Annotated in this window: 11 protein-coding genes; all 11 read right to left on the bottom strand. The window is 75.0% G+C overall.

Features of this window, described 5'->3' with window-relative positions; translation table 11 throughout:
- Positions 1-2: 2 nt before the first annotated feature.
- The 11 genes from AB0C78_RS06315 to AB0C78_RS06265 all read right to left on the bottom strand — a co-directional run bounded on the left by AB0C78_RS06315 (position 3) and on the right by AB0C78_RS06265 (position 11,429).
- Positions 3-1,484, bottom strand: a complete 1,482-nt coding sequence (locus tag AB0C78_RS06315; RefSeq protein ID WP_360742511.1) for an FAD-dependent oxidoreductase — start codon at positions 1,482-1,484, stop codon at positions 3-5.
- Positions 1,481-2,437 (bottom strand): UbiA family prenyltransferase, encoded by a 957-nt coding sequence (locus AB0C78_RS06310; protein WP_360742508.1) that lies wholly within the window; start codon positions 2,435-2,437, stop codon positions 1,481-1,483. Before AB0C78_RS06310 ends, AB0C78_RS06315 begins: the two co-directional genes overlap by 4 nt.
- Positions 2,434-3,585, bottom strand: a complete 1,152-nt coding sequence (locus AB0C78_RS06305) for a DegT/DnrJ/EryC1/StrS family aminotransferase (protein ID WP_360742505.1) — start codon at positions 3,583-3,585, stop codon at positions 2,434-2,436. Before AB0C78_RS06305 ends, AB0C78_RS06310 begins: the two co-directional genes overlap by 4 nt.
- The gene (locus AB0C78_RS06300) at positions 3,582-4,742 is read right to left on the bottom strand and encodes a DegT/DnrJ/EryC1/StrS family aminotransferase (RefSeq protein ID WP_360742502.1); all 1,161 of its coding nucleotides are present in this window, start codon (positions 4,740-4,742) and stop codon (positions 3,582-3,584) included. Before AB0C78_RS06300 ends, AB0C78_RS06305 begins: the two co-directional genes overlap by 4 nt.
- A gap of 157 nt (positions 4,743-4,899) precedes the next feature.
- Positions 4,900-5,427, bottom strand: coding sequence for an EF-hand domain-containing protein (locus tag AB0C78_RS06295; RefSeq protein ID WP_360742499.1), 528 nt, complete (start codon positions 5,425-5,427; stop codon positions 4,900-4,902).
- A gap of 257 nt (positions 5,428-5,684) precedes the next feature.
- Positions 5,685-6,101 carry a hypothetical protein gene (locus AB0C78_RS06290; protein ID WP_360742496.1) on the bottom strand — a complete coding sequence of 139 codons (417 nt, stop codon included), beginning with the start codon at positions 6,099-6,101 and terminating at the stop codon, positions 5,685-5,687.
- The gene (locus AB0C78_RS06285) at positions 6,098-7,084 is read right to left on the bottom strand and encodes a Gfo/Idh/MocA family oxidoreductase (RefSeq protein WP_360742493.1); all 987 of its coding nucleotides are present in this window, start codon (positions 7,082-7,084) and stop codon (positions 6,098-6,100) included. The genes AB0C78_RS06290 and AB0C78_RS06285 overlap by 4 nt, the downstream gene beginning before the upstream one ends.
- Entirely contained in the window at positions 7,081-8,256 is a 1,176-nt protein-coding gene (locus AB0C78_RS06280) for an Ldh family oxidoreductase (protein ID WP_360742490.1), read from the bottom strand. Before AB0C78_RS06280 ends, AB0C78_RS06285 begins: the two co-directional genes overlap by 4 nt.
- Positions 8,253-9,551, bottom strand: coding sequence for a M20/M25/M40 family metallo-hydrolase (locus AB0C78_RS06275; protein ID WP_360742487.1), 1,299 nt, complete (start codon positions 9,549-9,551; stop codon positions 8,253-8,255). Before AB0C78_RS06275 ends, AB0C78_RS06280 begins: the two co-directional genes overlap by 4 nt.
- Positions 9,548-10,420: a TIM barrel protein gene (locus AB0C78_RS06270; protein ID WP_360742484.1), complete on the bottom strand. Its 873-nt coding sequence runs from the start codon at positions 10,418-10,420 to the stop codon at positions 9,548-9,550. Before AB0C78_RS06270 ends, AB0C78_RS06275 begins: the two co-directional genes overlap by 4 nt.
- The gene (locus AB0C78_RS06265) at positions 10,401-11,429 is read right to left on the bottom strand and encodes an oxidoreductase (RefSeq protein ID WP_360742481.1); all 1,029 of its coding nucleotides are present in this window, start codon (positions 11,427-11,429) and stop codon (positions 10,401-10,403) included. The genes AB0C78_RS06270 and AB0C78_RS06265 overlap by 20 nt, the downstream gene beginning before the upstream one ends.
- Positions 11,430-11,640: the final 211 nt, after the last annotated feature.

Raw genomic sequence — 11,640 nt, 5'->3', positions numbered from 1 at the left:
CTTCACCTCTGGTCGTCGGGACGGGAATCGGCCGCGGTCGGGGCGTCGGCCGTCGCGCTCAGTGCCGTGGTCCTGGCGTCGGCCGTCGCGCTCAGGGCCGCGGGACGGGCGGGCCTGCCGCCGGAGGCCGTCCACGGCGGGCCCGAGCGCGCCGCGAGGCAGGCCAGGACCCGTTCGGCGGCGAGGGCGGCGGACGCGACGGCGCCCTCGCTGCACGGGCGCAGCATCACCCAGTCGCCCGCGTACTCGACCGCCGAGACCGGGCGCCGGGCGAACACGCCGCGCAGCCGGAGCGCGCGCGGCGTCGCCTCGGGCAGCCCGTGCTCGAACCGGTGCACCCGGACGTGGGCGACGTGCGCCGACAGCCCGGGGACGAAGCGCTCGGCGCGGGCGATCAGCCGCTCCGCGACCGTCCGGTCGGGCCGCTCGAAGAGGTCGGCGCAGCCGAGCGGCGACGCGATGAGCGACACCAGGCCGCCGCCGGCGGGCGCCCGCCCGGGATGCTTGCGGTGGTCGGCGGTGATGACGCCGAGGAGCCGGTCGTCGGCGTCGGGGATGAGCGTGGCGAAGCCGGACCGGGACCCGCCGGGCGCGAGCGGCACGTCCAGGACGAGGCTGACGCGGAGCATCGGCGTGTAACCGCAGGTGTCCAGGAAGGTCCGTACGGCGGGACGTTCGTCGGCGTGAAGGCGCGCCGCGACGGGAGCGGGAACGGCCAGCACCGCGGCCCGTGCGGCGACGGTGCCGCGCGGCGACGCCAGCCGGACCGTGCCGCCCTGCTCGGTCACCCGGGTGACGGGATGGCCGGTCGTGACGTCCAGGCGTCCGGCGAGGGCGCGGGCCAGGGTGTCCATCCCGTCGCGGTAGGTGTGCCAGGACGCGGAACCACCGCACGTGACCAGGTGCGCGGCGAGCGGGGCGGCGGCGGAGCGTTCGGGGTCCCAGCCGAAGAAGCCGCTGACGAGCGGGCCGACGAGGTGCTCGGACACGTCCCGGTGGTAGGGGCGGACGAGGTCGGCGACGGTGGCGGCGCCGAGCGAGGACGCCTCGGGCCGGGCGGGGTCGAGGTCGCCGAGCCGCGCCAGCCGCGCCTGGAGCCGGACCAGGTCGAGCCGCGCCCGCGGCCCGAGGCCCGCGCCGGTCAGCAGCCCGAGGGGGCGGCCGACGTTCGGGCGCGGCCGGCCGTCGCGCCACACGGCAAGGGCGCGGCGGACGTTCGGGACGGCTTCCGGGTCGCGGTCCAGCCCGAGCGCGGTGATGAGCCGCCAGGTCGCGGGGTAGCCGGCGCGGCCCGGGAACATCTCGGCGCCGGTGTCGATGAGGCAGCCGTGCTCGCGGACCGTCCGCATCCGCCCGCCGACGGCGTCGGCGGCCTCCAGGACCCGGACGGTGCACCCGGCCTCGGCCAGCGCGTAGGCGGTGGCTAGCCCGGCGGGGCCCGCCCCGACCACGGCAACGTCCAGCGCGGGCCGCCCGGCCGTCATGCCAGTGCTCCGGCGGTCAGGTCGGCGGCGACCAGCAGCACCACCGTGACGCGGTGGGCGTGGATGGCGATCCGGCGCGCGCGCAGGATGTCGCCACGGAAGCCGATCACCAGGTGGGCCAGCCGCATCCCGACGAGCGGGAGCAGGACGACGGGGAACCACCACGGGGCGATGCCCGCCACCGCCGTCCCGGCGACGAGCACGACCTGCGCTCCGGTCATCGCGGCGACGAACACCCGGTGCGCCCGCGCGGAGACCAGGGTGGCGACGGTGACGCGCCCGGCGGCGCGGTCGCCGTCGGCGTCGTTGGTGTTGGAGTAGAGGCCGAACAGCATCGGCCCGGACCCGAACAGCACCGCCTGCACGATGACGAAGCCGCTCGCCCCGCCGGTGAGCAGCGCGTACGGCACCAGCGTCCAGCCGACGCCGAGGCCGATGAGGAACAGCTCCTGGAACCCGCGGTAGCTGAGCTTCAAGCCCCACGAGTACTGGACGGACGCCGCCACGCACGCCGCCGCCAGCACGACCGCCCAGACCGGGCGGTGCGGTGCCGTCGCGACGACCAGCGCCCACAGCACCGATCCGGCCGCCGTGGCCGCCCACGAGAACCGGAGTGCCTGCGCCTCGCTGAGCGTGCCCGCGACGAGGGGCTTGCGGGCCAGCCGGCGCCGCGCCGCGTCGGAACCGTAGTTGGCCGCGTCGCTGCCGTCGCGGTATCCGGTGACGTCGTCGAAGCCGACCATGGCCGCCACCACGACGACCTCCGCGAGGAGGATCAGCGCGAGCAGCCCGAGCGTCTGCGGCTTCCAGCGCAGGGTGGACGCCAGCAGCGCCCACACGACGAGGAGCCCGAGGTAGTAGTCGTAGATGTCGAGTTTGGCCAGGCGCGCGTAGGCGGCGAGGTCGCCGCGCCCGGTGACGCCGGGCCGCCGGAGAGCGGTCTGCTGGCTCATCTTGTCCCCCCGTGGACGTCGGTGAAGGCGCAGACGGTGTCGGCGATGTGCTCGACCTGCGCATCCGTCAGGTTCGGATACAGCGGCAGCGAGATGGTGCGCCGCGCGGCGGACTCGGCGTTCGGCCACGTCCCGCCGGGCTGCGCGTAGGGCGCGAAGGCGGGCTGGGCGGGCAGGGGCCGCGGGTAGTACACGTGCGCGGTGACGCCGTGCGCGGCCAGGTGCGCGTCCAGCGCGTCCCGGTGGTCGGTGAGGACGGTGTAGACGTAGTGGAAGCGGCCGTCCCCGCCCTCAGGCGGCGCGACCAGGCCGCGCTCCGCGAGCGGAGCGAAACGGCGGGAGTAGTAGGCGGAGATGTCCGCGCGGCGCGCGAGCCGGTCCTCCAGGCCGGACAGCCGGTGCAGCTGGAACGCGGCCATCACCTCGTCGAACCGGCTGTTGTGCCCGATCCGGTGGTGGACGAAGCGACGGGCGCCGTCCTGGCCGTGGTTGCGGAGCATCCGCACGTCCACGGCGAGCCTGCCGTCGTCGGTGATGACGACGCCGCCCTCCCCGGGCATGCCGAACGTCTTCACCTGCACGAAGGAGTAGAGGCCCGCGTCGCCCCAGCGTCCCGCCGGACGTCCGCGCAGGGTCCCGCCCTGGGCGAGCGCCGAGTCCTCGACCAGCCGCAGCCCGCGCCGGTCGGCCAGCGCGCGGAACGCGGGCATGTCCGCCATCACCGAGAACATGTGAGCGGGCATGAGCACCCGGGTGCGCGGCGTGATCAGCGGCTCCGCGGCGGCGGGGTCGGCGGTGAGCCGTACCGGGTCGATGTCGGCGAACACGGGCCGGGCGCCGGCGTCGATCACGGTGGCGGCCAGCGGCGCGCACCCGAACGCCGGGACGATCACCTCGTCGCCGGGACCGACGTCCATCGCGGCCAGGATCAGGGTGAGCGCCGAGGTGCCGCTGGAGCAGGCGACGGCGTCACCGGCGCCGATCCGGGCGGCCAGCGCGCGTTCGAGCCGCGCCGTCCGCTCGCCGAGGATGAACTTCTGGTCGCGGCCCGTCCCGACGGCGTGGACGATGTCGAGCAGCACGTCGCGGTCCTGCTCGAACAGCTCCGGCGAGAAGAACGGGATGGTCGCGATGGGCGGGGCGGTCACCGCGGCCTCCCTGTGGAGAAGCGCTCGATCTCGTCGCAGACGCGGTCGACGTGCTCGTCGGGCAGGTCGGGATAGAGCGGCACGGCCAGCGCCTCGGCGCACGCCGCCTCCGCGTGCGGGAAGTCGCCGGGCCGGTGGCCGAGATGCGCGAAGCAGGGCTGGAGGTGCAGCGGGATCGGATAGTAGATCTCCGTCTCGATCCCCTGGGCGGCCAGGTGCGCGGCGAGGGCGTCGCGGTCCTCGACCCGCAGGAGATGGACGTACGAGACGCGGTTGCTCCCGGGACGCGGCGGCAGCGAGCCGGGAACGTCGCGGACGCCCGGCACCCCGCGCAGCCGCGCGTCGTAGCGTGCCGCCAGTTCCGCGCGGCGGGCGATGTCGGCGTCGAGAGTGGTGAGCTTGGCCTGCAGGACGGCCGCCTGGACGTCGTCCATCTTGCTGTTGCGTCCCGGCACCACCGTGGGGTTGGAAATGCCGGGGAAGTTGTCGAGCGTGCGGCCGCCGCGCCCGTGGTGGCAGAGCATCCGCACGGTCTCGGCGACGGATTCGTCATCGGTGAGCACCGCCCCGCCGTCCCCGATGCCGCCGAGCGTCTTCGCGGGGAAGAACGACAGCACCCCGCCGGCGCCGTGCAGCCCGGCGTGCACGCCGTCCATCCGCATGCCGATCGCCTCGGCGCTGTCCTCGACGACCGTCAGGCCGTGGCGCCGTGCCACCGCGCCCAGCCCGCGCAGGTCCGCCATCCGGTCGAACAGGTGCACCGGCATGATCACCCGGGTGCGGGCGGTGACCGCGGCGTCCGCCGCGCGCGGGTCGAGGCCGTGGCCGCGCTCCTCGATGTCGGCGAAGACCGGGACGCCGCCCGCGAGCACGACGGAACTGGCCGTCGCGATGAACGAGTACGCGGGGACGATCACCTCGTCGCCCGGCTCCAGCCCCGCGGCGCGCAGCAGCAGGATCAGCGCGTCGGTACCGGAGTTGACGGCCACGACATGGCGGGCCCCGGTCCGGTCCGCGAGCCGGTCCTCCAGTTCGGCGACCTTCGCGCCGTGCGAGAACTTCCCGTTGTCCAGAACGTCATCGAGGTGCTTCCTGATCCCCTCCCAGTGATCCTGGAAACTCGCGGCCTGGTCGAAGAACGGAATGGGAACCGGCACGCCGGGACAATGGGCTGCCGACGGTGTTTTCTGCACGATTTCCTACACGGGGGTGAGAGGGCGGCGGGGGACCGCCCGGGAAGATTCCCGCCGGGCTGTTCGACGGGGGTCGAATGGCGGCGGGTCTTCCCGGACGGCGTTCTTTCCGGTGACCCGGTCAGCGGCCGAGCAGCGGGATGTCGTTGCGGCCGAGGTGGTAGTCGCGGACCGCGTCGACCAGCTCGTCCACCGACAGCTTCCCGCTGCCATCGGTGTCGAGCTCGCGGAAGGCCTGGTCGGCGACCGCGCCGTCCAGGCCGATGGCGGCGAACCAGCCGTGCATCTCCAGCGGGGACACCTCACCGTCGCCGTCGCGGTCCAGGATGCCGACGATGGCCTCGATGGTCGGCTTCACCACGTTGGAGAACCCGGCGTCGCCCTTGCTGATGATCTCCTGTTCCGCGGCGCTCAGGAACTCCCCGCGGCTCATCCGCGCGGAGCCGGCCGCCTCCGCCAGCTTGTCGAACATGCCGAGGTAGGTCTGCTTGAGCCTGTCGGCCTGGGGGGTGCCCTGGGCGCCGAGCCGGGCGATGATGTCATCGGCCTCGCGCTCGAAGTCGGCGCGCTCGATGACGCCGTTGCCGTTGCGGTCCCACAGCCGGAACCGTTCTTCCAGGCGATCGGACTGGGTGGTGGCCATGACCATTTCGTTCTCCTCCTGCACGATTCGGTGAACGGTGAACGGTGGACGAGCGAATCTCCGTGCGGATTCCGTGCCGGCCGGGTCCGGATTCCGCTTCGCGCTGCCAACTCTGCCCGAGTGCATTGCCGCGGACCATGCGCCTCGGGTTAGGCCTTGATATCCCGTCGACGAATGCGGCGTCACGGAAATGGACCGCCATTGCGGCATGCCGAATCGCCGGCCCCGGCATTTCGGGCGCCGACGCCTTTTCGGCCGGTTCCTCAGGTGGGCGGGGCGCCCTGGCGGAACGCCAGCCGCTCTCCCGGCGCCAGGCCGAGCTCGGTCCCGGTCCGCGCCGGCTCCGTCCGGACCAGCACGTTGTAGTGGTTCGGCAGGTGGCAGCCGTCGAAGCCGAGCAGGACGCCGACGCGCCGCCCGGCGATCCACAGCTCGTCGCCGCGGTCGAGCACCCCCGCCGCGTTGATCTCGGCGAACCCGAGGAACGCGACCCGGTCGATGCGCGCGCCGGCGGCGGTCTCGCCGTGGTCGGTGGCCACCAGCTCGTGCACCTCCCCGGCGCGGACGCAGCGGCTGGCGAACGGCTCCAGCCGCATGCCCCGGTCCGTCCGGCGATGCGCCAGGACCTTCACGAGGGTCGCGGCGACCGCGCTCTTCGGCCCGTCCTCGAGCGGGTTCATCCCCGGCCCCCCGTGCGTGCGCCGTCCCCGATCAGCCTGGCCTGCGGCGGGACGGACGCGCCGCGCCCGGCGTGCGGGGATTCCGCGAGGTGGTAGGCCGCCCGGACGAACCGGAGGGCCGCGAGGCCGCCGTCGGGCGCCCGGGGTGCCCGGATGCGGCGTTCGAAGTCCCGCAGCACGCCGACGTACTCGTGCCACAGGGAGGCCTTGAAGCCGGGATGGCCGTCGAGCATGTCGGTGCGGAGCGTGCGCCCGTCGGCGAGGCGCACCTCGACGTCCTTGCGCTCGCCGGGGTACGACCAGTCGAGCAGGATCCGCGCGGCGGCCGTCCGGCTCCGCAGGAGGACGTCGGCGCGGCGGTCGATGCCGCGGCCGTCCCGCTCGATCCGGGCCGACACCACCTCGGGCGCCGCCTCCGCCGGTCCGAGCAGCAGGCGCAGCAGGTCGAACGCGTTGGGGCCGTTGTCGGCGACGCATCCGCCGCCGCAGCGCCCGGGGTCCAGATACCAGCCGTCGTCGCCGGCGTGGTCCTCGATCCGCTCCAAGTAGCGGACGGTCACCTCGGTGACCCGGGAGCCGGCGCATTCGTCCCGCAGCCGCGCGACCGCCGCGTTGTAGCGGCGGTGGAACGCGGTGAACAGCGGGACGTCCCGCCGGTCGGCCAGCCGCCGCAGCGCGTCCCCTTGCGCGACGTCCAGGGCGAGGGGCTTCTCCACGCAGACGGCGACGCCCCGTTCCAGCGCGTCGGCGCACACCCGCAGGTGCACGTCGTTCGGCACGGTGACGACCACGGCGTCCGGACGTTCGCCGTCGAGCAGCCGGACGTGGTCGGTGTAGCCGGGCACGCCGCAGGAGCCCGGTTTGGACGGGTCGCTGTCGCACACGGCGGCCAGCCGCATGGACGGCGAGTGGTGCAGCGCCGCGAGGTAGAAGCGGGAGATGACGCCGAGGCCGATGACGGCGACCCGCAGCGGCGCGGTCATGTCCGCTCCAGTGCCGCGGGGGCGGCGATGCCCAGGCGCGCGGCGGTCTCGCGCAGTTCCCGGTAGAGGTCCTCGCCCAGCGGGACGCCGTTGCGCAGGCGTTCCTGGGCGCGGCGATGCTCGTGCCAGCCGGGATACCGGACGGGTTCGGACGGGTCGGCGGGCGGGCAGCCGAGCAGGGCGCCGAACAGCGTGCCCGCGTCGAGGGCGGCGCCGGCGCGGAGCGCGTCCGGGGCGATCGCGGCGGTGAAGAAGCCGATGTCGTCGTCGCGGCCGCCGGGGCCGCCGTCGCCGCCGAACGCGTCCGGGTGCGCGCCCAGCGCGGCGCCCGACACCACGGCCGCGAGGACCTCGACCGCGATGCCGAGCCCGAACCCCTTGTACTGGCCCGCGTCGCCGCCCAGCCACATCAGGTGCGCCCGCCCCTCGTCGAAGGCGGTCGGGTCCGTGACCGGGGTGCCGTCGTCGTCGCGGAGCACGCCGGCGGGGACCGGCCGGCCCTCGCGGGCCGCCTGCCTGATCCGTCCGGTGGGGGCGGCGGTCGTGCTCATGTCCAGCACGAACGGCGGATGCGGGCCGGCCGGCGCGGCGACGCTCAGCGGGTTGGTGCCGAGCATCGCCACCGCGCCGCCGGGCGGCCGGGCGATCCGCTGCCCGCCGCAGTTGGCGGCGACCAGCCCGATCATGCCGTGCTGCACGGCGCGCAGCGCGTGGTGCCCCGCGCAGCCGAAATGCGTCGCCCCGCGCACCGCGACCATCCCGATCCCGAAGGTGGCGGCGCGCTCGGCGGCGAGGTCCATGGCGGCCTCTCCCGCCCACAGGCCCAGCGCGCGCCGGGCGTCCAGCAGCACCGACGCGCCGCGGTCGGCGACCGGCCGCGGTTCGGCGGCGGGGTCGACCCGCCCCTCCTCGAACAGCGGCAGGTAGAGGCGGGTGAGGTTGGTCAGCCCGTGGGACGTCATCCCGGTGAGGTCGCCGTAGCACAGCGCGCGCGCCGCCGCGTCCGCCCGCGCGGACGGCAGACCATGGCGCCGGAAGACGGCCACGGTGAAGTCGAGCAGGTCGGTGTAGGCCACCCGGACGCGCGGGGCGGCCGTCCGGGGACCGGTGCCGGGATGGTCCGGCCGGGTGGGGACGGGCGAGAGATGCCGGAACGGCGAGGTCGTGGTCACGGTGATCCATTCAGGTCGTCGGTGAAGGCGGTGAGGATGCGGGAGACGGCGGCGGCGAAGTCCGCGAGCTGGCCGGCGCAGGCGAACTCCCCGTCGGCGTGGGCGTTGTTGGCGGCGAGGTCCCCGGGGCCGAGCACGACCGTGCAGGCATCGGGGACCTGCGACATCCAGATCGCGTCGCAGGTGAAGGCGGGTTCGCCGGACGGCCACGGCGCGATGCCCGCGCGGTCGCGCAGCAGCGCGTGGCCCCAGGCGTCCCGGTCGTCGAGCACAGGCAGACCGCGCTTGAGCCATTCGAGCCGGGTGACGGCGCGCGCGTCGGCGGCGGTGCGGCCGAACAGCGGCGTGCCCGCGAACGCGAACGCGAACTCGGTCAGCCCCTCGCTCAGCGCCTCCCTCAGGCGCCGCTCCAGGCGGCGCGCGGTCTCCGGCGACCCGTAGGCGAGGTTGAGCAGCAGCGAACCGCCGCCATAGACCTTGTTGTGCTGGGTGCCGGTGTTCAGGCCCGCCACGCAGACGCTCGCGTCCGGCATCGCGGCACCGAGCGCACCGCCGAGATGCTGGGCCAGGAACCCCAGCAGGACGCTGGCGTTGTGGCCGTGCCCCGGCCGGTCGTCGACGGCGTCGTCACCGTCCACCACGATCCGCGCGGTCATCGCCGCGGTGCTGCGCGTCAGGAACCGTCCGCCGGTCGGTTCGCAGAAGACGTTGAGCCGTCCGGTGTAGCCGCGCCGGACGAGCGGCCGGGTGCCGAAGACGCCCATCGCCCCGCCCTCCTCCCCCGCGACGGCCTGCACCAGCACACCGACGTCGCGGCCAAGGGCGGGACGTTCGGCGCGCGCGGCGCGGATCCCCGCGAGCAGCGCGACGGCGGGGCCCTTGGCGTCGATCGCGCCGCGTCCGTGGAAGCGGTCGCCGTCGAACGAGACGGGTTGCCGGCCCGCGACGGTGTCCAGGTGCACGTTGAACATCACCGTGCGGGCGGCGGGCAGGCCGTCCGGTCCGAGGCGGAGGACGAGGCTCGGCTGGCAGGTGAGGAACCCGGGACGGGACGCGGCCGCGCGGACCGCCGCCGGGACCGGCCCGCCGTCCAGATCGGCGGGGTCGGCCGGAGCGTGCCGGACGGCCCGCAGCCCGATCCGGGCGGCGTGCCGCCGGTAGGCGACCTGTGCCTCGGCGAGCCGGGGCGGCGGCGCGCCCGGCTCCAGCGGCCCGGCGGTGGGCAGGCGGAGGAGCCGGAGCAGCAGGTCGCGGTCGTCGGGGCCGAGCGGCGCCGGCAGGTCCGCGGCGGTCACCGCACGCCTCCGAAGACGTCGGCGATCAGGCTTTCGAGGGCCCGCCCGTACGCGACGAACGCGGCCGGGTCACCCGCGCCCGAGCCGAGGTGGGGGCGCAGCGCGATGTGCGGTTCGATCGACAGCACGCCGGAGTAGCCGTTCCGCAGCAGCAGCCGCAGGCACTCGGCGACCTCCGCGTGCCCGGTGCCGGGCGACACGAACTCGGCCTCGCCGTCCTTCCCGGCGCGCGCGTCCTTGACGTGGACGTGCACCACGTACGGGACGATCTCGCGCAGCATCGGCAGCGGCGGATACCCGTGCGCGACGCCGTTGCCGATGTCGAACAGCAGCCGCAGCGCCGGGCTGCCGATGCCGGTGACCAGGTCGAGCATCCGGTCGGCGCGGTCGCCCGCCCAGCCGGTGCAGTTCTCGTGCGCCAGGACCAGGCCGCGGTCCTCCGCGCGGCGGGCCAGCTCGCGCAGCCGCTCGCGGGCGCGGCGGCCCCACTCCGCGTCGTCCAGGCCGCCGGACGGGTACGACATGACCCGCACCAGCCGCGTGCCGAGGACGGCGCAGCGCCGGGCGAGGACCTCCAGCTCGTCGAGGTCGAGCGCGAAGTCGCCGGTGACCGGGCGCGACCAGTCGCCGATCTTGGACGCGACGGCCGCCACGTCCGTCCCCGCCGTGCCCAGCCGCTCGGCCGCGCCGCGGAACGCCCGCTCGTCCAGCCGCGCGACGGGGGTGCCGCCGATCGTGCGCAGCTCCAGCCGGTTCCAGCCGAGCTCCGCGACCGCGCCGATCTGGTCCGCGAGGCCCGGCGCGGCCTCGTCGCCGATGCCGGCGAGCCGGATCCCGTCCGGCAGGGCCTCACCGGATCGCCGCGGCACCCCGGGCCTCCTCTCGCCTGTCGCCGTCCGCGGCGCACATCCGCTTGGCCTCGGCGAGCAGCCGGACCGCGTCGACCTGCACCGGGAGCGTCCGGTGCATCGACGACACCGACCGCGCGTAGCGGACGTACGCGCCGTACAGGAACGCCGGGAACGCGTCGTCGGCGAACACGTCCCTGGTCGCGTCGCCGCCGGGCCGCACGGTCCGCAGCTGCGCGGTGTGGTCGGCGTCGCTGCACGGGTAATGGCCGACCAGCACCGCCCGGTCGAAGTGCAGGGTGATGCTCCGCTCGCGGACCGGGGACGTCAGGTCCGAGTCGATCTCGCTGCGGACGCCCGCGGCGTGCTCCAGCCGTAAGCGGGCCCGCCCTAGGCGCGGTACCCGCGTCCGTCCGAGGACCATGTCCTCCCAGGACGCGTCGGCGACCCGCGCGCCCCCGGCGAGGCTGAGCACGACGGCGAGCGCGTGCGGCAGCTCGACGTCGAACGCGGTCGGGTGATCGCGCGCCGCGATGCTGCGGGTGAACCGCGGCTTGTTCTGGACGACGCGGATCCGCCGCAGCGCGCCGAACTCGCCCGCGGCGACCGCCGCCCGGAGCCGCCGGGTGAGGCCGCTGTCGAGCCAGTGCGTGGCGACCGTGACGTCCAGCCCCCAGCGGCGCCGGATCCGGGCCACCTCCGCCAGTCCCGGCAGGTCCACGGCCAGCGGCTTCTCCACGATGATCTTGCGGTAGCCGAGCCCGGCCAGCCGGTCCAGCAGCGCGGCGCGGACCTGCGGAGGCGTGCACAGGTGCGCCACCGTCCGCGCGGGCGGGCAGCACCGGGCCGCCTCCTCCAGCGACGCCGCCCGCACCAGCCCGGGCACGTCGGCCGGCGGGCCGAGCGGGTCGAACGCGACGATCGGCGCGCGGGCCAGCAGGCCGGGCGCGGCCGCGCGGACCTTGACCAGCGACGGCAGGTGCAGGCCCTGGCCGGCCCTGCCCATCCCGACGATGAGGGTATGCAACATGGCAGGTCAAAGCCCTTTCCGGTGCGCACGCGGGAGGCGGTCCAGGCGGCCGGGAACAGGCCTTCCTGACAGCGAGTCAAGCTAATTGCCGCACGGTCACCGGTCAATGACGTTCCGTGATCGGAAAATGCCATCCTCGAGAAAACCGCACGTCAGAGCGCGACGCCTCGCGAACATTGACCACTAAGGGTGACAAGGCACTTGCTCAGCG

The sequence above is a fragment of the Actinomadura sp. NPDC048394 genome, assembly GCF_040651755.1.
In the GTDB taxonomy this organism is placed as follows: Bacteria; Actinomycetota; Actinomycetes; order Streptosporangiales; family Streptosporangiaceae; genus Spirillospora; species Spirillospora montaniterrae.
The sequence above is the reverse complement of the archived record's forward strand: the minus strand, read 5'-3'. Positions and strand labels throughout refer to the sequence as shown.